Below are 18,661 nucleotides of genomic sequence, written 5' to 3'. Positions count from 1 at the left end.
ACATGACCGCCACCCCGACCTCCGTAGCGCGCACTCTCGACCAGGGCACGCTGCCGATCCGCTACGCGCGGGGCTGGCACTGCCTGGGCCTGGCCTCGGACTTCGCCGACGGCAAGCCCCACGCCGTGCACGGGTTCGGCACCAAGCTGGTCGTGTGGCAGGGAGCGGACGGCGAGCTCAACGTGCTCGACGGCTACTGCCGCCACATGGGGGGCGACCTGACCCAGGGCGAGGTGAAGGGCGACCACATCGCGTGCCCCTTCCACGACTGGCGCTGGGGCGGCGACGGCAAGTGCAAGGAGATCCCCTACGCGCGCCGGGTGCCGCTGCGCGCGCGGACCCAGCGCTACGAGACGGTCGTGCGCAACGGCCAGCTGCTGATCTGGCACGACCCCGAGGGCTCCGCGGCCGACCACGACATCCTGCCGCCCGAGCTGCCGGACGTGATGACGGACGCCTACACGCCCTGGTCGTGGCACACCCGCGAGATCAACGGCTCGCACTGCCGCGAGCTGATCGACAACGTCGCGGACATGGCGCACTTCTACTACGTGCACTTCGCGTTCCCGACCAGCTTCCGCAACATCTTCGACGGTCACACCGCGACCCAGTTCATGGAGTCGAAGGGCCGTCCGGACACCTCCGGCGGCGGGTACGGCGACGAGAACTCCACCCTCAAGTCGGTCGCGACCTACTACGGGCCGGCGTACATGATCAACTGGCTCGAGGTCGACTACAAGGGCTTCATCACCGAGGTCATCCTCATCAACTGCCACATCCCGACCGGGCCGGAGTCGTTCACGCTGCAGTACGGCATCAGCGTGCGCAAGCCCGAGGGCCTGGACGAGAAGACCTGCGCCTACATCGCCGAGCGCTACACCGAGTCCTTCGGCGACGGCTTCCTCCAGGACGTCGCCATCTGGGAGAACAAGGTGGCCGTGCAGAACCCGCTGCTGTGCGAGGAGGACGGCCCGGTCTACCAGCTGCGCCGGTGGTACGAGCAGTTCTACGTCGACGTCGCCGACATCAAGCCGGAGATGACCGACCGCTTCGAGTTCGAGGTCGACACCACCAAGGCCAACGAGTACTGGCACGCCGAGGTCGCCGAGAACCTCGCCAAGCGCGCTTCGGCCGAGGCCGCCGCGTCCGCGGACGCCTGAGGACGGACGACCGGCGATGGCATCCTTCGTGCCGACCAGCGAGGAGACCCTCGCGGACCTGCGGCGCTACACCGAGGAGCGGCTGGTCGACGTCGCCTGCCTGGACTGCCTGGCCCGGGTCCGCGTCAAGAAGAACAGCGACCACCAGACCTCCGTGCAATGGAGCGCGGAGGCCCGCGCAGCCTGCCAGGAGTTCGTGCGCCGCGACCAGCGTCCCGGCGGACGGGACGTGCACGAGCCGTGCACGCGGCTGATGGCTAGCATCGACGACGCCGTCCGGGCCGGAGCCGTCCCGGTCGGCGCGTACGACGGCTACTGAGCCATCTTCATTCGTAGGGGAGTCCCGTGGACATCGAGTCCTTCGTGCTGGACGTCGTCGGTGTGGTCGAGGAGACCGCCGACGCCAAGTCGATCAGCTTCGCCGTGCCCGCGGGCGCGGAGGAGAAGTTCGACTACAAGCCCGGCCAGTTCCTGACCGTCGCCGTGCCGAGCGACCGGACCGGGATCGCCGCCCGCTGCTACTCACTCTCCAGCAGCCCGCACGACGGGGGGCCGCTGACCGTGACCGTCAAGCGCACCGCCGACGGCTACGCGTCCAACTGGATCTGCGACAACCTGTCCGTCGGCGACACCCTCCGGGTCCTGCCGCCGTCGGGCATCTTCACGCCGGCCTCGCTCGACGCCGACCTGCTGCTCTTCGCCGGCGGCTCCGGAGTGACCCCGATCATGTCGATCACCCGCACCGCCCTCGCCCACGGCAAGGGGCGGATCGTCGTGTTCTACGCCAACCGCGACGAACGGTCCGTCATCTTCGCCGACGAGCTGAGCCGGCTGGCCGCCGAGCATCCCGAGCGACTCCAGGTGATCCACTGGCTGGAGTCCGTCCAGGGCCTGCCGACCGAGGCGCAGCTGAAGGCGTTCGCCGGCCAGTACGGCGGCTTCGACTCCTTCGTGTGCGGGCCCGCCCCGTTCATGAAGATGGTCACCACGGTGCTCAAGGAGCTCGAGGTCCCCCGCAGCCTGCGCCACCAGGAGAAGTTCGTCTCCCTCGGCGGCAACCCCTTCGGTGACGTCGAGGAGCTCCAGGCGGCCGAGGCGGAGATCGCCCTCGCCGAGTCCGACGACGACGGGCCGGGGGCGGACGTCTTCGCCGACGCGCCCGCGGGGCCGGTCAAGGTGGAGGTCGAGCTCGACGGTGAGGAGTTCACCTTCGACGACTGGGACCCCCGGACCAAGCTCCTCGACTTCCTGGAGTCCAAGGGCGTCAAGGCGCCCTACTCGTGCCGCGAGGGCGAGTGCTCCGCGTGCGCCATCCGGCTCATCGAGGGCGACGTGAAGATGCTCTACAACGACGTCCTCGACAAGGACGACCTCGAGGACGGCATTCGGCTCGGCTGCCAGTCGGTGCCGATCACCGACACGGTCAAGGTCAGCTACTCCTAGCGCGCCGGCCGGGGAAACGACAACGGCCCCCGGCTGCACCCCCCTAGGATGCAGCCGGCGGCCGTTGGTCTCGGTGGCCTCGGCTCAGGCGGCCGGGGCGGGCGCCGGCGCCGGGTTGGCGGCCAGGCACTTGTCGAGACGCTCCTGAGCGTGGGCGACACGCTGGAGCTGGAACTTCTTGGCCTTCTTGACCTTGGCCTTCTTCTCCTTGGCCGTGGCGAGCGCGGCGGTGGCCGAGCGCTTCTCCTGCGCGGTGTCGGCAGCCTTGACCTCGGCCTTCGCCTCGGCGATCGCCTCCTTCTTGGCGGCGAGCTTGGCGGTCAGGGACTCGAGCTTGGCCTCGGCCTTGTCGAGCTGGGCCTGCTGCGTGGCGCACGGACCGTCGGTCGTGGGAGCCTCGTCGGCCACGGCGCTGGTCAGCGGCGCGGCGGTCAGGCCCAGGGCGAGGACGGCCGCCGCGGCGGCGGTGCGGGCGATGGTCATGGGGATGACGCTCCTTCGTTGGTCGAATCGTTCGTCACCCGATACATGTCGGCAGGCCGCCCGCGCGTTACACGAGTTCGGCGGATTTTCAGGTCAGGCGCGCAGCCAACCGGGTCGCGGTCATGTGCGCGATGGACTCGATCGAGATCATCGGGTTGACCCCCGAGGCGGTGGGGAAGCACGAGCCGTCGGCGACGTACAGCCCCTCGACCTCCCAGGTCCGCCCGTCCGGGTCGACCGCGGAGCTGCCGGCCGAGCCGCCCATCCGGGCCGTGCCCATGATGTGGAGCGCGGCGAGGGCGAGCGTGGCGGGAGCGGCGCCCGCCGTGCGCAGGTCCTGCTCGAAGGTCGCGACCGACCCGCGGACGCCGGGCTCGTAGCTGACCGTGCGGTGGTGGGTCGAGGCGATCCAGCGGGCGCCGGCGGCCTCGGCGATCCGGGCCCCGCCGACCAGGCCCTGCACGAGATGGTCGGTGTCGCGGGGCGAGAGCCGGTAGCGCACGACCGGCTCGCCGCGCCGGTCGACCAGGACCGTCCCGCCGGGGTCGCGGTCGCGGACGATCACGGCGACGCCCAGGGTGTGGCGCAGCTCCACCATGCGGCGACGGAAGTCGGCGGCGCCGCGCCAGTTGACGAAGCCGGTGCCGAAGGCGGGGGTGAGGGGCGCGGTCTCGAAGAGCACGCCGTAGCCGTTACCGTCGAGATCGGTCATGGCGTCGACGTACCGGCTCTGCATCGCGCCCACCCAGCCGTCGACCGGCTCGTCCATCCGTCCCCACACGGCGGTGGCGGGATGGAGGCGGAGGTGACGGCCGATGTTGGGGTTCGTGAGGCCGCTGCGCTGCAGCAGGGCCGGGGTCTGGATGGCGCCGGCGGCGACCACGACCGAGCGGGCGCGCACGCGCACCCGGTGACCCTCGGCGGTGAGCCCCTCGACGCCCGTCGCGCGGCGGAAGCTCGTGGTGACGGTGCGCACGGTGACGCCGGTGCAGATCCGGGCACCCGCGCGTGCGGCGTCCTCGAGCCAGGTCTTGGCGGTCGACTGCTTGGCTCCGAGCCGGCAGCCCATGCCGCACCGGCCGCACTCGACGTCCTGGTCGCAGCCGACGACGTTGCGCGGCATCGCGGCGACCTCCCAGCCCAGCGCGCGGGCGCCGCGCTCGAGGATCGCATCCCGGGGGGCGGCCTTGTCATGGTCGGTGTTGACGCCGAGCCGGGCGCACACGGCGTCCATGGAGGCTGCGTACTCCTCGGTGGCGAACTGCGGCGCGCCGTGCCCGGCCCACTCCTCGCGCACGTGGTCGGGCGTGCGGAAGGAGGTCGTGTAGTTGACGACCGTCCCGCCGCCCAGACCCCGTCCGGCCAGCAGGGCCAGCTGGCCCTCCGCCGTCGTCTGCGGGCTGAGCGCGTAGAGCTCGAGGAAGCCGGTCTCCTCGCCGCCGTCGAAGTGGCGCTCGTCGTGCATCCCGCCCGCCTCCAGGACGACGACGTCGAGGCCCGCCGCGGCCAGCACGCCCGCCGCCGTCCCGCCGCCCGCGCCGGACCCCACCACGACGACGTCGCAGCTCAGCGCGGTGTCGCGGGTGACCCGCAGCGGCTCGATCACCGGCGCGGGCGGGTCGGTACGGCGTCCGAGCGGCCCCGGGTAGCCGAGCCCGTCCCACAGCGCCCGGCCCCCGGTCATGTAGTAGGGGAGCAGGGAGGCGGTCTTCAGCCCCTGGAACAGCAGCCGCTTGGCGCCGACCCGGGAGTCCGAGAGGGACAGGAGGACCCGCTCGCGCTCGGCCTGCTCCAGCTCGGAGAACCGCCGGGGCCGGCCGGTCAGCGTGAGTCCCAGGGCGCGGCTGTCCCAGGCGTCGAGGAGGGCGCGGAGCTGGCGGAGCTCGGCGGGGCGGGGACTGGCCTCGGCGATCCGCAGGGCCAGCTCGTGCGCGCCGACCTCCGTGGGGGCGGGGACGCCGTCGCCTCCGGTCGCGAAGGTGTCGGCGATGAGGCCCATGGCCCGCACCTGCCGTGGAGTGAACGACATGACCTGACCCTAGGGTCTGTCGGCGGCCCGTGGGAGGGTCTCGCCATGAGTGCTGCCGTGCCCGGCCCCGACGGCCTGCCGCGCTGCCCGTGGGCGGTCTCCGCGCCGGAGTTCCCGGCCTACCACGACACGGAGTGGGGCTTCCCGGTCGTCGACGACCGGCGACTCTTCGAGAAGGTCAGCCTCGAAGGCTTCCAGTCCGGACTCAGCTGGCGCACGATCCTGGTCAAGCGGCCCGCCTTCCGCGAGGTCTTCGCCGGCTTCGACCCGCAGGTCGTCGCCGGCTACGACGAGCGCGATGTCGCGCGGCTGCTGCAGGACGCGCGGATCGTGCGACACCGCGGCAAGATCGACGCGGTCGTCAACAACGCGGGCCGGGCCCTGGACCTGCTCGCGGAGCGCGGCTCGCTGGCGGCGTACTTCTGGTCCTTCGAGCCGCCGCTGTCCGAGCTGGGCGATCCGCAGTCGCTGACGACCTCGCCCACGGCGGTCGCGATGTCGAAGGACCTGAAGCGGCGCGGCTGGCGCTTCGTCGGCCCGACGACCGCGTTCGCCTTCATGCAGGCGATGGGCCTGGTCAACGACCACGTCCACGGCTGCGTGACCCGCGACGAGGTGGCGCGGGCGCGGGCGGCCTTCACCCCTCCGACATGACCCGATCGCCGAGCACCGCCACGGTGTCCGGGACGAACGGCAGGCTCGCGACCATCTCCCTCAGCCGCGCGATGCTCACCCAGGCGCCCCACGCGACCTCCTCGGGCTGCCAGGCGATCGGGCCGTCGTAGACGCAGGTGAAGGCGAAGGCGTGGTACGCCGTGTGCTCGTCGGCGTAGTCCGCCTCGCCGAGCGGCTCCATCCTGACCCCCGTGACCCCCAGCTCCTCGGCGGCCTCGCGGACCGCGGCGTCGTACGGGTCCTCGCCGGCCTGGAGCACCCCGCCGGCGGCGAAGTCGTAGCGGCCGGGGAAGACGTCCTTGGTGTCGGTGCGGCGATGGACGTAGACCTCGCCGGCGCTGTTGCGCACGACCACGAGCGTCGCCGCGTGCCGCAGGTTGCGCGCCCGCATCACCGAGCGGGGGACCACCTCGCCGGTCGGGCGTCCGTCGTCGCCGTACAGTGCGACCTGCTCCTCCCCGGGATCGGTCCCGGTGTCGTCCGCCGCTCCCGCTCCTGCCATGCCTCCCATCCTGTCAGGGGCGGCCCCGGCTCAGGGGCAGCTCGGGGTCGGGACGGGGTCACGCCCACTGGTGGGCGCCGATTGCCGCGGGACAGGGACCGCTGGCCGGCTGGGTGTTCTTCGTCGTCTACGGCTCGTTCGTCGGGTACGCGCTCGCCCTGGGGGTCACGGCACAGCTCACTCGGATGGGAAGGCCATGAGGGCCAGCAGCTCTACCTTCGCCGAAGTCAGGCCCCTCGCCTGCCGGGTCGGGCGTCGCCGTGGGTCGATCTTCGCCTTCCACCAACGCGATGGCCATCCACAGGGATGTGTGCGGGAGAGGCGTTCGAACGTGTATTCGGGGAATGTGCCCATGATCTCGGACCTCTCGGATGCCTCGCCGCAGCAGCTGCTGCGCGCCTCCGAGGAGGGGGTGCGTGCGGGAGGGCCGGCTGCTCGACGTACGGCGCCTGGAGCTGTTGTTGGCGTGGGCCGATCTGCACTCCGGTGACCCGCAGGACGAGCCCGGCGCGGTTCCGGTGCGCCACGGCGGGCCGCGGCTGGTCAGCCTGGGCGGGGAGGGCACCCCGCGGGTGGTCGACCTGGCGTTGGTGGAGATGGCCGTCGCGCGCCACGAGAGCGTGGCCGCGACCCGCAGCGCCCTCGCGGACGCCTTCGACCTGCGCCACCGGCTGCCGACGGTGTGGGCCGGGGTGAGGGACGCCCGGTGCGAGCCGTGGGTGGTGCGCAAGGTCGCCCGGATGTCGCGGCGGCTCGGTGTCGAGCAGGTCCGGATCGTCGACGCCGCGGTCGGCGCCGCGCTCGACGAGGCGCCGTCGCGGATCCTCGCGATCGCCGAGGCCAAGGTCGTCGAGGCCGACCAGGCCGCGCACGCGGAGCGGATCGCGGCCAACCGCGAGCGCAGGGGCGTGTGGTACCCCGCACCGCGGCCCGGCTCCCAGGTCGACGACGACCCGCAGGCCAACACCGCCGGCATCGCCACCGTGTTCGCCCGCATCGACGAGGCCGACGACCAGCCGCCGCCGTCGATGGACCACTGGCGTGCCGAGGCCTTCGCCATGCTCGCCGACCCCGCCGCCGTCCTCACCTTCCTCGGCTCGCTCGACGACACCGACGCCCACAAGACAGACGCCGACAAGATGGACGCCGACGACCCGAGCGAGCACGACAGCCCGCGCCGTCCCGACGGCGCGAGCGCTGAGCTCGTCGTCCACCTCTCCCTCGGCGAGGCCGGAGCCTTCGGACCCGTCGCTCGGGTCGAGGGCCTGGGCCCGCGACTGCTGTCCCAGGTCCGCGAGCTCCTCGCCCGCCACACCGCCGTCACGCTCATCCCGGTCGTCGACCTCCACGCCGGCCGCTGCGTCAACGGCTACGAGCACCCCACCGACGTCCGGCACCGGGTCGAGCTCCGCACCCTCGGCGACGTCTTCCCCCACGCCACCAGCCTCTTCACCACCCACGGCCGCGCCCCCGACCACGACCACACCGTGCCCTACGACCGGCACGGCCCACCCGGCCAGACCGGGGACCACAACGACACCCCCCTCACCCGCCACCACCACCGCGCCAAGACCCACCTCGGCTACACCGTCCTGCAGCTCGGCCCCGACCGATGGGTCTGGGGAACACCCCACGGCCTCTACCGCCTCGTCACCACGACCGGCACCACCACCCTCACCCAGGCCGAGTACCACCTCCTCACCGAGCACGCCGTCGAGCTGGCCGGCCAGTACGCCGCCTGATCACCAGCCCCGCGCGCGCCACTCCGCGAGATGGGGGCGCTCGGCGCCCAGCTGTGAGTCGTTCCCATGCCCCGGGTAGAACCACGTGTCGTCCGGCAGCGTGCCGAACAGCTTGGTCTCGACGTCGTCGATCAGCGTCGCGAACGCGTCCGCGTCGCCGAAGGTGTTGCCGACACCCCCGGGGAAGAGCGAGTCGCCGGTGAACAGGTGCGGGTGCCCGCTGGGGTCACGGTAGAGCAGGCAGATCGAGCCCGGCGTGTGGCCGGTGACCCGGATGACCTCGAGCGAGCAGTGGCCGACGCGGACCTCGTCGCCGTCGCCCACCCGCTGGTCGACGGTCACGCCGGTCTGCTCGGTGATGGCGTCCGCGTCCGGCTCGCCGGCGACCACCACGGCCTTGGTCCGCGCGACGACGTCGGCCAGCGCGCGGTGGTGGTCCCAGTGCTGGTGGGTCGTGACGATGCGCTCGAGCCCGGCGTCGCCGACCAGGGGGAGCAGGGTCTCGGCCGACGCGGCGGCGTCGATGAGCAGCTGCGCGCCGGACTCCTTGCAGCGCAGGAGATAGCAGTTGTTCGACATCTTCTCGTCGACCGCGACCTTCGTGATCGTCAGCCGCTCCAGCTCGCGGACATCGGCCGGGCCACCGACGCTGACCTCTCCGGTGTAGCTCATCGTCCCTCCAGGCTCGGCAGCGTTCCGGTCGAGCTTGCCACGTCGGCCGACGGCTGCCGTCCGCTCGCCCACCAGGCGAGGGCGCCGACGGGACCGCTCACGGTGGGGGCGTCGGCAGCGGGGGAGCCGAACGCCCACCGTGCGGGCTCGTCGGTCGCAGTCACGTGGAAGCCCGGGCCTTCGTACCGGCGCGCGTCGTCGCCGAGGAACGCGACGGCGGTCGGGCGCGGCCAGTCGGCAGGCCCGTAGCCGGCATCGAGGTCGGCGTGGTGGATCTCGACCTCCCGCAGCCGCAGCGACGGTACGGCGTCCGCGGGCATCGACCGGCCGCCCGGGGTGCGCTCGAAGGTGGTGCCCGGCGCGAGCCCGTCGGCGACCGCGGCCACGTCGGCGAGCGCCGCGCACCCGGCCACGAGCCGGTCGAGCACGACGGCCGGCGCCTCGGCGGCCAGGGCGTCGATGTCGCCGTCGCGCGCCTCGTCGGACGCATACATGGTGGTCGGCCGGCCGTCACGGATGCCGCGCAGCACGCCGGCCAGGCCCTCGGCGTTGAGGGCGAGGTGGGCCAGGACGTGCGAGCGGGACCACCCGGCACACAGGGACGGGGCGGCCCAATCCGCCTCGGACAGGGAGCGGGCGGTCGCGAGGAGCCGATCGGTCGCGGCGGGGAGAGCGGCGGTGAGAGAGGTCACGGCCCCATCATGCCGGGAGCGGGTACCGCTCGGTCGCCGGCGGTCGGCTCCGGGAGGTGACTGTCGGCGGCGGGTGAGAGGCTGTTGCCTGCGCGCCGCGACTTGCCTGCGCGCGTACGATAGCGAACACTTGTTCGAAGGTCTCGACGAGGCTCGACCGAGGCTCGACCACCGACGCAAGAGGAATGTAGTGACCGATCAGCTGATCATCCGTGGGGCGCGCGAGCACAACCTCAAGGACGTCTCGATCGACCTTCCCCGCGACTCCCTGATCGTCTTCACCGGCCTCTCGGGCTCGGGCAAGTCGAGCCTGGCGTTCGACACGATCTTCGCGGAGGGCCAGCGTCGGTACGTCGAGTCGCTCTCGGCGTACGCCCGCCAGTTCCTCGGCCAGATGGACAAGCCCGACGTCGACTTCATCGAGGGCCTCTCGCCGGCGGTGTCGATCGACCAGAAGTCGACCTCCAAGAACCCCCGGTCCACGGTCGGCACCATCACCGAGGTCTACGACTACCTGCGTCTGCTCTATGCCCGCGCCGGCCGGGCCCACTGCCCGACCTGCGGCGCGCCGATCGAGCGGCAGACGCCGCAGCAGATCGTCGACCGCATGATGGCGCTCGAGGAGGGCACCCGCTTCCAGGTCCTCGCGCCGGTGGTGCGCGGTCGCAAGGGTGAGTTCGTCGAGCTCTTCCGCCAGCTGCAGTCGCAGGGCTTCTCCCGGGCCCGGGTCGACGGCGAGACCCATAACCTCGACGACCCGCCGACCCTCGACAAGAAGTACAAGCACACCATCGACGTCGTCGTCGACCGCCTCGCGGTGAAGGAGTCGGCCAAGCGACGGCTGACCGACTCCGTGGAGACCGCGCTCGGCCTGGCCGGCGGCCTGGTGGTGTTCGACCTGGTCGACTCCGGCCAGGAGCTGAAGTTCTCGGAGAAGATGGCGTGCCCCAACGAGCACCCGATCGAGACCGACGACCTCGAGCCGCGCTCCTTCTCGTTCAACTCGCCCTTCGGCGCCTGCCCGGCCTGCGCCGGCCTCGGCACCCGGATGGAGGTCGACCCCGAGCTCGTCGTGCCCGACCCGACCGCGACCCTCGCCGAGGGGGCCCTGCAGCCGTGGAGCCACGCGCACGTCGCCGACTACTTCGGCCGGCTCCTCATCGCGCTCGGCGAGGAGCTCGGGTTCGACGTCGACACCCCCTGGGAGCAGCTCTCCGCGAAGGCCCGCCGGGCCATCCTGGAGGGCCACCCGACGAAGGTCCACGTCGTCACGCGCAACCGCTACGGCCGCCAGCGCTCCTACTACGCCGACTTCGAGGGCGTGCGGACCTATGTCGAGCGCCGCCACCGCGAAGCCGAGAGCGACACCAGCCGCGAGCGTTTCGAGGGCTTCATGCGCGAGGTGCCGTGCCCGGTCTGCGAGGGCAGCCGCCTGAAGCCGGTCTCGATGTCGGTCACCCTCGGGCCGCGGGAGCGCGGTGGCAAGAACATCGCCGAGGTCTGCGCGCTGCCGATCAACGAGGCGGCCGCCTATCTCGCCGACCTCGACCTGTCCGCGCGCGAGCGGCAGATCGGCGAGCGGGTGCTCAAGGAGATCCAGGAGCGGCTCAACTTCCTGCTCGACGTCGGCCTCGACTACCTCTCGCTCGACCGGCCCTCGGGGTCACTGTCGGGCGGTGAGGCGCAGCGGATCCGGCTCGCCACCCAGATCGGCGCCGGCCTCGTCGGCGTCCTCTACGTCCTCGACGAGCCGTCGATCGGCCTCCACCAGCGCGACAACCAGAAGCTGATCGAGACCCTGGTCCGGCTCAAGGACCTCGGCAACACGCTCATCGTCGTCGAGCACGACGAGGACACCATCCGGGTCGCGGACTGGATCGTCGACATCGGCCCCGGCGCCGGCGAGCACGGCGGCCAGGTGGTCCACTCCGGCACGGTCAAGGAGCTCCTCGAGCACCCGGACTCCATGACGGGCCAGTACCTCTCCGGCCGTCGCGAGATCCCGGTTCCCGCCGTACGCCGCCCGCGCACGAAGGGCCGCGAGCTCAAGGTCATCGGGGCGCGCGAGCACAACCTCAAGAACGTCGACGTGAGCTTCCCTCTCGGCGTCTTCACCGCGGTCACCGGGGTGTCGGGCTCGGGCAAGTCGACCCTGGTCAACGACATCCTCTACACCTCGCTGGCCAAGCAGATCTACAACGCCCGCGCCATCCCCGGCCGGCACCAGAAGATCACCGGCCTCGAGCACGTCGACAAGGTGATCCACGTCGACCAGTCGCCGATCGGCCGCACGCCGCGGTCCAACCCGGCGACGTACACCGGGGTCTTCGACCACGTGCGCAAGCTCTTCGCGCAGACGCCCGAGGCGAAGATGCGCGGCTACCAGCAGGGCCGGTTCTCGTTCAACGTCAAGGGCGGGCGCTGCGAGGCCTGCGCCGGCGACGGCACGATCAAGATCGAGATGAACTTCCTGCCGGACGTCTACGTCCCCTGCGAGGTGTGCCACGGGGCGCGCTACAACCGCGAGACGCTCGAGGTCCACTACAAGGGCAAGACCATCGCCGAGGTCCTCGACATGCCGATCGAGGAGGCGCTGGAGTTCTTCGCCGCCGTGCCGCCGATCGCGCGACACATGAAGACCCTGACCGAGGTCGGGCTCGGCTATGTCCGGCTCGGGCAGCCGGCGACCACGCTGTCCGGCGGAGAGGCGCAGCGGGTCAAGCTGGCCGCCGAGCTGCAGAAGCGGTCCACCGGGCGCACGGTGTACGTGCTCGACGAGCCCACGACCGGGCTCCACTTCGAGGACATCCGCAAGCTGCTGGGCGTGCTTTCCGGGCTGGTCGACAAGGGCAACACGGTGCTGGTGATCGAGCACAACCTCGACGTCATCAAGACCGCGGACTGGCTCATCGACATGGGACCCGAGGGCGGCTCCCGCGGAGGCACCGTCGTCGCGGAGGGCACGCCGGAGGACATCGCGGCCACCCCGGGCAGCCACACCGGCACCTTCCTCAAGCCGCTGCTCGAGGGCCGCGCGGCCCAGCAGCCGTCGGCCCCGAGGCGGGCGCCCGCCGCGCCGGCGAAGAAGACGACGGCCAAGAAGGCCCCCGCCAAGAAGGCCCCCGCCAAGAAGGCCGCCAAGAAGCCGGCGGCCAAGAAGACGTCGGCGCGCTCATAGGCGACTCTCAGCCCGGACCCGTAGCCTCGCTCCCATGACTTCCTCGGTGAGCAGGCGACGTGCCCTGACCGGAGCCGCGACCGTCGGCCTCGGCGTGCCCCTCCTGGCCGCATGCGGGGACGACGGCGCGAGCGCGTCCGACCCGTCCTCGACCCCGTCCACCCCCTCCACCCCGTCGGCGCCGGCGTCATCCGGGTCGGCGGCGCCCCCGAGCAGCGCAGCGGCGAACGGCCTGGTCGCGGCCGACGACGTGCCCGTCGGCGGCGGCGTGGTGCTCAAGGGCGAGGAGCTGGTCGTCACCCAGCCCGCCGCCGGCGAGTTCAAGGCGTTCTCCGCGGTCTGCACTCACCAGGGCTGCCTGGTCGGCTCGGTGTCGGACGGGACCATCCACTGCCCGTGCCATGACAGCACCTTCTCGGCGACCGACGGGGCCGTCGAGGGTGGCCCGGCGAGCAGCCCGCTCCCCGAGGTCGCGGTGACGGTGGTCGACGGTCAGGTGCGGCGCTCGTGACCCTCGGCGAGGCGCGCACCAGCCGGCGGATCGTGTTCACCGGCCTCGGAGCGCTCGGCGTGGCCGCGGCACTCGCCGGGTGCGCCGGCGGCGAGGACGGCGAGGGCTCCTCGACCCCGACGGTCGCGACCGGCTCCGCGCTGGCCTCCACCGGGGAGGTGCCGGTGGGCGGCGGCATCATCCTGGCCGACGAGAAGATCGTGCTCACCCAGCCGACGGAGGGGACCTTCGAGGCGTTCTCGGCGGTCTGCACGCACCAGGGGCTGCTGGTGACCTCCGTCGAGGACGGCACGATCCACTGCTCCAACCACGGCTCGGCCTACTCGGCGAGCACCGGCGCCATCGAGGGCGGCCCGGCGGCCTCGCCGCTCCCGAAGGTCGAGATCAGGGTCGAGGGCGACCAGATCCTCGCTGCCTGATCGCGCCACCTGCGGTCGCGCGGCGACTCCCGGCGGTCCAGCCGGGCGTCGAGCACCTGGCGCGCCTCGTCGTACCGCTCCGCGCGCAGGAGGGCCGCGATGCGGGCCTCCTCGACGATCTCGCGCTGGGCGTCGGAGCCGCCGAGCCGCCAGGTGGACGAGCTCAGCGCGGCGAGACGGTCGGCCGCCGCGGAGCAGCGGCCCGCGGCCAGCAGCCCCAGTGCGGTCGCGAGCGGAGCGACCACCTCGCGGTGGGTCGCGCCCGGGTGGTCGGCGCACCACCTGGCCAGGCTGCGCAGGCCGGCCTGGTCACCGGTGGCGAGGAGGGCCACCGCGGCGTGGAGGCCGAGGAAGGCGGTCCCGGGACGCTCGAGCACGTCGCGCCCGGTGAGCGCGACGACCTCGTCGATGGAGGGCACGTCGACCGCGTCGGGGGTGATCGCCCACCGGAACAGCAGCGAGCCGCTGTCCACCAGGGCACGGCAGCCCACCGCGTGGCGGGGCTGCAGCTGGGCGTCGTAGCGCGCCCGCACCGCGTCGAGGTCGCCGATCGAGAGCTCGTGGAGCGCGGCGTGCCACGAGAAGTGGGTGAGGCTGTCCGTGGCGGCGCCGTCGCCGACGATCCAGGCGTCCATCCAGGCCAGCCCGGCCGCGTGGTCGCCGGTCTCGTAGTGGGCGTGCGCCCGCGCGTGGGCGGCATGCCCGCCAGAGGGCTCCCCGGCGAGCGAGCGGCAGGACAGCTCCATCGCCTCGTCGAAGCGGCGCTGCTCCTGGCGGACGAAGGCCATCAGGCCGGTGATCCACGGGTCGTCGCCGTACGCCGGCGCGGCCGCCTCCACGATCCGCCAGGCCTGCTCCGGCACGTCGGTCACACCGGCGAAGGCGATGGTCGGCATCGCCACCGACAGGAGCAGCGCGTCCCGTGGGTACGACGCCAGGTGGGCGACGAGGGGAGCGGCGTCGCCCTGGAGGTGCCGCTCGACGGCGTGGACGTGGCTGCGCTCGCGCTCGGTCCCGCGGGCGGCGTGGAGACGCGCGTCCGCGAGCCGGGCGGCGATGTCGACCTGGACGCACATCTCGTGGCCGAGGAGGGCGAGGGCCGCGTGCCCGAGGGCGAAGGTCGGGTCGAGGGCGACGGCCGTCGCGATCCGGTCGGCCGCGCCGACGCGCAGGCGCAGCAGGTCCCGCACGCCGTCGACGTACGCGGCGGCGGCGAGGGGTCCGGTGGTGAGCTCGTATCCGTAGGCGTCCCGACATCGCATATCTGTAGTAAAGCACGCGACTAACACGAATAAGGACATGTCGGAGCACCTCCGTAGGGTTGGTGTCGTGTCACCCGCGCTGAGCTACCGCCCGAAGCCCGGCTCGATCCCGACCCAGCCGGGCGTCTACCGGTTCCGCGACCGCACCAGCCGGGTCATCTACGTCGGCAAGGCCAAGAACCTGCGGGCGAGGCTGTCGTCGTACTTCCAGGACATCGGGAACCTCCACCCGCGCACCGCGAGCATGGTCACCACCGCCGCCTCCGTGGAGTGGACCGTGGTGGGCACCGAGGTCGAGGCCCTGCAGCTGGAGTACTCCTGGATCAAGGAGTACGACCCGCGCTTCAACGTGAAGTACCGCGACGACAAGTCCTATCCCTGGCTCGCGGTCACCGTGTCCGAGGAGTTCCCGCGGGTGATGGTCGGGCGCGGGGCCAAGCGCAAGGGCACCCGCTACTTCGGTCCCTACAGCCACGCCTGGGCGATCCGCGAGACCGTCGACATCCTGCTGCGCGTGTTCCCGATGCGCTCGTGCAGCGCGGGCGTCTTCAAGCGGTCCAGCCAGATCGGCCGGCCCTGCCTGCTGGGGTACATCGACAAGTGCTCCGCCCCCTGCGTGGGCACCATCTCGCCGGAGGACCACCGGGCGATCGTCGACGACTTCTGCGAGTTCATGGCGGGCCGGACCCGGCCGTTCATGAAGCGCATCGAGCAGGAGATGTACGCCGCCTCCGAGGCGCTCGACTTCGAGAAGGCCGCCCGTCTGCGCGACGACCTCGGCGCCATGAACAAGGCGCTCGAGAAGCAGGCCGTCGTCTTCGGCGACGGCTCCGACGCCGACGTCATCGCGCTCGCCGAGGACCCGCTCGAGGTCGCCGTGCAGGTGTTCTACGTCCGCGGCGGGCGGATCCGCGGCCAGCGCGGCTGGGTCGCCGACCGCACCGACGACGGCGACACGGCCGCGCTGGTCGAGGACTTCCTGCTGCAGCTGTACGCCGGGGTGGCGCCCGAGGATGCCCGCGACGCGGTCCCGCGCGAGATCCTCGTCCCCGCCCTGCCCGCGGAGCACGCCACCTTCGAGCAGCTGCTCTCCGACCTGCGCGGCTCGCGGGTCGAGATCCGGGTGCCGCAGCGCGGCGACAAGCGGACCCTGCAGGAGACCGTCGCGCGCAACGCCAGCGAGTCCCTCGCGCTGCACAAGACCAAGCGGGCGAGCGATCTCACCACGCGCAACCGCGCCCTGGCCGAGATCGCAGAGGCCCTCGAGCTCGACGAGGCGCCCCTGCGCATCGAGTGCTACGACGTCTCCCACATCCAAGGCACCGAGATCGTGGCCTCGATGGTGGTCTTCGAGGACGGGCTCTCCCGCAAGGGGGAGTACCGCCGGTTCGTCATCAAGGACCAGGACGGGTCCGACGACGTCAAAGCGATGCACGAGGTGATCACCCGCCGCTTCCGCCGGCTGCTCGACGAGCAGGCGCGGTCCGAGCTGCGACCGGGCGACCCCGACGCCGGCACCGGGCCGATGCTCGTCGACCCCGACACCGGCCGCCCGCGCAAGTTCGCCTACGCGCCGGGCCTCGTCGTGGTCGACGGCGGCGCGCCCCAGGTCGCCGCGGCCCAGCGGGCGCTCGACGAGCTCGGCATCGACGACATCCCGGTCTGCGGCCTCGCCAAGCGGCTTGAGGAGGTCTGGGTGCCGGACCAGGAGGACCCGGTGATCCTGCCGCGCACCTCCGAGGGCCTCTACCTGCTCCAGCGGATCCGCGACGAGGCGCACCGGTTCGCGATCGCCCACCACCGCAACCGACGCTCGAAGTCGATGGTGGAGAGCGTCCTCGACGACGTGCCGGGACTCGGCGAGGTGCGCCGCAGGACCCTGCTGCGCCACTTCGGGTCGCTGCGCAAGCTCCGCGCGGCCACGGTGGAGGAGATCGCCGCGGTCCCCGGCGTGGGGCCCCGGACCGCGGAGGCCATCAAGGCCGCCCTGCACAATGACGCCCATGGATGACCGCACCCACGGGCAGCTCGTCGTCGTCACCGGGATGACCGGCGCCGGGCGCAGCACCGCGGCGAAGGAGCTGGAGGACCTCGGCTTCTTCGTCGTCGACAACCTGCCGCCCAGCCTGCTCCCCGAGGTCGTGCGCCTCGTCGACGAGAGCCATGGGCCCGCCCAGCCGGTCGCGGTCGTCGTGGACGTGCGCTCGGGCTCCTTCTTCCAGGGACTGCGCAGCGCGCTGGCCCACGGCGTCGCCGGCCGGGTGACCACGCTGGTCTTCCTCGACGCCACCGACGAGGTGCTCGTACGACGCCAGGAGGCCGCGCGCCGCCCCCACCCCCTCCAGCAGGGCGGCCGGCTGCTCGACGGTCTGCAGCGCGAGCGCGTGGTGCTCGCCGACCTGCGCTCGGAGGCCGACCTGGTCATCGACACCACCAGCCTCAACGTGCACCAGCTGACCGACCGCATCGCCGAGTCGTTCGGCACGACCGACACGACCCGGCTGCGGGTCACCGTCATCAGCTTCGGCTTCAAGTACGGCATCCCGGTGGACGCCGACTACGTCGCCGACATGCGCTTCCTCCCCAACCCGCACTGGGTCCCCGAGCTGCGGCCGCGGACCGGTCAGGACGCCGAGGTGTCGGCGTACGTCCTCGGCCGGCCGGGCGCGGAGGAGTTCGTCGACGCCTACGTGCCGCTGCTGTCCGGCGTGGCCGAGGGCTACCTGCGCGAGGGCAAGCGCTTCATGCGCGTCGCGATCGGGTGCACCGGCGGCAAGCACCGCAGTGTGGCGATGACGGAGGAGATCGCGCGCCGCATGGGCGAGCAGGGGTACATCGCGCGGGCGATCCACCGGGACCTGGGGCGCGAGTGAGCTCCGACTTCCTCGCGGCCGACCAGCGCGCCCAGGCCGTCGTCGCCCTGGGCGGCGGCCACGGCCTGCACGCCTCGCTGAGCGCACTGCGCCATCTCGTCGACGACCTCACGGTGGACGAGCTCACGGCGGTCGTCACCGTCGCCGACAACGGCGGCTCCTCCGGCCGGCTGCGCGGCGAGTTCGGGGTGCTCCCGCCGGGCGACCTGCGGATGGCCCTGGCGGCCCTGTGCGGCGACGACGAGTGGGGGGACACCTGGGCACGGGTGCTCCAGCACCGCTTCGCGGGCGACGGCGAGATGCGCGGCCACGTGGTCGGCAACCTGCTCATCGTCGGGCTGTGGGAGCTCCTCGGCGACCACGTGGACGCCCTCGACTGGGTGGGGCGGCTGCTCGGCGCGAAGGGCCGGGTGCTGCCGATGGCGATGACGCCGATGGACATCACCGCGGAGGTCCGCGGCCTCGTCCCCGACCAGCCCGACCTGCTCACGTCGGTGCGCGGGCAGGTGGAGGTCGCCACGACCGACGGGGTGATCACCGAGATCGCGCTCGACCCGGCGGACCCGGAGGTGAGCCCGGCCGTCGTGAGCGCCATCGCCGAGGCCGACTGGACGATCCTCGGGCCGGGCTCGTGGTTCACCAGCGTGCTGCCGCACCTCTTGGTGCCGCGGCTGCGCGAGGCGCTGGTCGCCACCGAGGCCCGGCTGGTCGTGGTGCTCAACCTCGAGGAGCAGGCGGGGGAGACGGGCGGCTTCGGTCCCGCCGACCACCTCGCGGTCCTCGCCGAGCACGCCCCGGACCTCGCCATCGACGTCGTGCTCGCCGATCGGACGTCGGTCGCCGACGACCTGGCCGAGCTGCAGGAGTGCGTGCTGGCGCTCGGCGCACGCCTCGTCGTGGACGACCTGGCGGCCGACGACGGCAGCCCCCGGCACGACCCGCTCAAGCTCGCGGCGGCCTATGGCCGCATCTTCGGCGGAGGGCCGGCTGGCGCTGCGGGTTGTTGACCCGCGTGGGAGG

Annotated in this window: 17 protein-coding genes; 11 read left to right on the top strand and 6 right to left on the bottom strand. The window is 72.4% G+C overall.

The features are described 5' to 3' along the window. Positions 1 to 2: 2 nt before the first annotated feature. From ACJ5H2_RS10950 to ACJ5H2_RS10940, 3 genes are read left to right on the top strand one after another with little or no spacing between them, the layout of a single operon-like run. The gene (locus ACJ5H2_RS10950) at positions 3 to 1,160 is read left to right on the top strand and encodes a Rieske 2Fe-2S domain-containing protein (protein ID WP_408895412.1); all 1,158 of its coding nucleotides are present in this window, start codon (positions 3 to 5) and stop codon (positions 1,158 to 1,160) included. A 16-nt stretch (positions 1,161 to 1,176) separates the two neighbouring features. Then, positions 1,177 to 1,479 carry a hypothetical protein gene (locus ACJ5H2_RS10945; RefSeq protein WP_408895411.1) on the top strand — a complete coding sequence of 101 codons (303 nt, stop codon included), beginning with the start codon at positions 1,177 to 1,179 and terminating at the stop codon, positions 1,477 to 1,479. 26 nt (positions 1,480 to 1,505) lie between these two features. Further along, positions 1,506 to 2,603 carry a 2Fe-2S iron-sulfur cluster-binding protein gene (locus ACJ5H2_RS10940; protein ID WP_408895410.1) on the top strand — a complete coding sequence of 366 codons (1,098 nt, stop codon included), beginning with the start codon at positions 1,506 to 1,508 and terminating at the stop codon, positions 2,601 to 2,603. 84 nt (positions 2,604 to 2,687) lie between these two features. Here the strand turns inward: ACJ5H2_RS10940 and ACJ5H2_RS10935 are convergent, their stop codons facing one another. Further along, on the bottom strand, positions 2,688 to 3,086 hold the full coding sequence (locus ACJ5H2_RS10935; protein WP_408895409.1) for a hypothetical protein: 399 nt from the start codon (positions 3,084 to 3,086) through the stop codon (positions 2,688 to 2,690). 88 nt (positions 3,087 to 3,174) lie between these two features. Then, positions 3,175 to 5,115 (bottom strand): GMC family oxidoreductase N-terminal domain-containing protein, encoded by a 1,941-nt coding sequence (locus ACJ5H2_RS10930; protein ID WP_408895408.1) that lies wholly within the window; start codon positions 5,113 to 5,115, stop codon positions 3,175 to 3,177. Between the two features lie 45 nt (positions 5,116 to 5,160). Between ACJ5H2_RS10930 and ACJ5H2_RS10925 the strand changes: the two genes are divergently transcribed. Continuing rightward, a complete protein-coding gene (locus ACJ5H2_RS10925) occupies positions 5,161 to 5,769 on the top strand; it encodes a DNA-3-methyladenine glycosylase I (protein WP_408895407.1) in 609 nt (202 codons plus the stop codon). On the opposite strand, the gene ACJ5H2_RS10920 is transcribed toward ACJ5H2_RS10925, so the two are convergent. Beyond that, positions 5,753 to 6,292, bottom strand: a complete 540-nt coding sequence (locus ACJ5H2_RS10920; RefSeq protein WP_408895406.1) for an NUDIX hydrolase — start codon at positions 6,290 to 6,292, stop codon at positions 5,753 to 5,755. The genes ACJ5H2_RS10925 and ACJ5H2_RS10920 overlap by 17 nt on opposite strands. Positions 6,293 to 6,708: 416 nt before the next feature. Here ACJ5H2_RS10920 and ACJ5H2_RS10915 point away from each other — a divergent pair, with 416 nt between their 5' ends. Beyond that, the gene (locus ACJ5H2_RS10915; RefSeq protein WP_408895405.1) at positions 6,709 to 8,034 is read left to right on the top strand and encodes a hypothetical protein; all 1,326 of its coding nucleotides are present in this window, start codon (positions 6,709 to 6,711) and stop codon (positions 8,032 to 8,034) included. Here ACJ5H2_RS10915 and ACJ5H2_RS10910 read toward each other — a convergent pair whose 3' ends face one another. Continuing rightward, positions 8,035 to 8,706, bottom strand: a complete 672-nt coding sequence (locus tag ACJ5H2_RS10910; protein WP_408895404.1) for an MBL fold metallo-hydrolase — start codon at positions 8,704 to 8,706, stop codon at positions 8,035 to 8,037. Then, positions 8,703 to 9,398 carry a maleylpyruvate isomerase family mycothiol-dependent enzyme gene (locus tag ACJ5H2_RS10905; RefSeq protein WP_408895403.1) on the bottom strand — a complete coding sequence of 232 codons (696 nt, stop codon included), beginning with the start codon at positions 9,396 to 9,398 and terminating at the stop codon, positions 8,703 to 8,705. Before ACJ5H2_RS10905 ends, ACJ5H2_RS10910 begins: the two co-directional genes overlap by 4 nt. A gap of 190 nt (positions 9,399 to 9,588) precedes the next feature. Here ACJ5H2_RS10905 and uvrA point away from each other — a divergent pair, with 190 nt between their 5' ends. Genes uvrA through ACJ5H2_RS10890 form a run of 3 tightly spaced genes read left to right on the top strand, consistent with a single transcriptional unit; the run spans position 9,589 to position 13,506 of the window. Further along, entirely contained in the window at positions 9,589 to 12,576 is a 2,988-nt protein-coding gene (gene uvrA, locus ACJ5H2_RS10900) for an excinuclease ABC subunit UvrA (protein ID WP_408895402.1), read from the top strand. A gap of 34 nt (positions 12,577 to 12,610) precedes the next feature. Continuing rightward, complete coding sequence (locus ACJ5H2_RS10895) at positions 12,611 to 13,087, top strand: Rieske (2Fe-2S) protein (protein ID WP_408895401.1); 477 nt, start codon at positions 12,611 to 12,613, stop codon at positions 13,085 to 13,087. Further along, positions 13,084 to 13,506 (top strand): Rieske (2Fe-2S) protein, encoded by a 423-nt coding sequence (locus tag ACJ5H2_RS10890; protein WP_408895400.1) that lies wholly within the window; start codon positions 13,084 to 13,086, stop codon positions 13,504 to 13,506. Before ACJ5H2_RS10895 ends, ACJ5H2_RS10890 begins: the two co-directional genes overlap by 4 nt. On the opposite strand, the gene ACJ5H2_RS10885 is transcribed toward ACJ5H2_RS10890, so the two are convergent. Beyond that, a complete protein-coding gene (locus ACJ5H2_RS10885; protein WP_408899576.1) occupies positions 13,407 to 14,768 on the bottom strand; it encodes a pyridine nucleotide-disulfide oxidoreductase in 1,362 nt (453 codons plus the stop codon). The two genes, ACJ5H2_RS10890 and ACJ5H2_RS10885, sit on opposite strands and share 100 nt — an antisense overlap. A gap of 37 nt (positions 14,769 to 14,805) precedes the next feature. Between ACJ5H2_RS10885 and uvrC the strand changes: the two genes are divergently transcribed. Genes uvrC through yvcK form a run of 3 tightly spaced genes read left to right on the top strand, consistent with a single transcriptional unit; the run spans position 14,806 to position 18,648 of the window. Beyond that, positions 14,806 to 16,779 carry an excinuclease ABC subunit UvrC gene (gene uvrC / locus ACJ5H2_RS10880; RefSeq protein ID WP_408899575.1) on the top strand — a complete coding sequence of 658 codons (1,974 nt, stop codon included), beginning with the start codon at positions 14,806 to 14,808 and terminating at the stop codon, positions 16,777 to 16,779. Continuing rightward, on the top strand, positions 16,772 to 17,641 hold the full coding sequence (gene rapZ, locus ACJ5H2_RS10875) for an RNase adapter RapZ (RefSeq protein ID WP_408899574.1): 870 nt from the start codon (positions 16,772 to 16,774) through the stop codon (positions 17,639 to 17,641). The genes uvrC and rapZ overlap by 8 nt, the downstream gene beginning before the upstream one ends. Then, complete coding sequence (yvcK, locus tag ACJ5H2_RS10870) at positions 17,638 to 18,648, top strand: uridine diphosphate-N-acetylglucosamine-binding protein YvcK (protein ID WP_408899573.1); 1,011 nt, start codon at positions 17,638 to 17,640, stop codon at positions 18,646 to 18,648. The genes rapZ and yvcK overlap by 4 nt, the downstream gene beginning before the upstream one ends. Positions 18,649 to 18,661 lie beyond the last annotated feature (13 nt).

It is taken from the genome of Nocardioides pymetrozini, assembly GCF_046058985.1.
In the GTDB taxonomy this organism is placed as follows: domain Bacteria; phylum Actinomycetota; class Actinomycetes; order Propionibacteriales; family Nocardioidaceae; genus Nocardioides.
The sequence above is the reverse complement of the archived record's forward strand: the minus strand, read 5'-3'. Positions and strand labels throughout refer to the sequence as shown.

Bases quoted from the DNA above. Each gene is read 5' to 3' on its own strand.
- ACJ5H2_RS10935 (WP_408895409.1), bottom strand. From the start codon at position 3,086: ATGACCATCGCCCGCACCGCCGCCGCGGCGGCCGTCCTCGCCCTGGGC.
- ACJ5H2_RS10925 (WP_408895407.1), top strand. From the start codon at position 5,161: ATGAGTGCTGCCGTGCCCGGCCCCGACGGCCTGCCGCGCTGCCCGTGG.
- ACJ5H2_RS10930 (WP_408895408.1), bottom strand. From the start codon at position 5,115: ATGTCGTTCACTCCACGGCAGGTGCGGGCCATGGGCCTCATCGCCGAC.
- ACJ5H2_RS10945 (WP_408895411.1), top strand. From the start codon at position 1,177: ATGGCATCCTTCGTGCCGACCAGCGAGGAGACCCTCGCGGACCTGCGG.
- ACJ5H2_RS10885 (WP_408899576.1), bottom strand. From the start codon at position 14,768: ATGCGATGTCGGGACGCCTACGGATACGAGCTCACCACCGGACCCCTC.
- uvrC (WP_408899575.1), top strand. From the start codon at position 14,806: ATGTCGGAGCACCTCCGTAGGGTTGGTGTCGTGTCACCCGCGCTGAGC.
- ACJ5H2_RS10920 (WP_408895406.1), bottom strand. From the start codon at position 6,292: ATGGCAGGAGCGGGAGCGGCGGACGACACCGGGACCGATCCCGGGGAG.
- ACJ5H2_RS10910 (WP_408895404.1), bottom strand. From the start codon at position 8,706: ATGAGCTACACCGGAGAGGTCAGCGTCGGTGGCCCGGCCGATGTCCGC.
- ACJ5H2_RS10950 (WP_408895412.1), top strand. From the start codon at position 3: ATGACCGCCACCCCGACCTCCGTAGCGCGCACTCTCGACCAGGGCACG.
- ACJ5H2_RS10895 (WP_408895401.1), top strand. From the start codon at position 12,611: ATGACTTCCTCGGTGAGCAGGCGACGTGCCCTGACCGGAGCCGCGACC.
- rapZ (WP_408899574.1), top strand. From the start codon at position 16,772: ATGGATGACCGCACCCACGGGCAGCTCGTCGTCGTCACCGGGATGACC.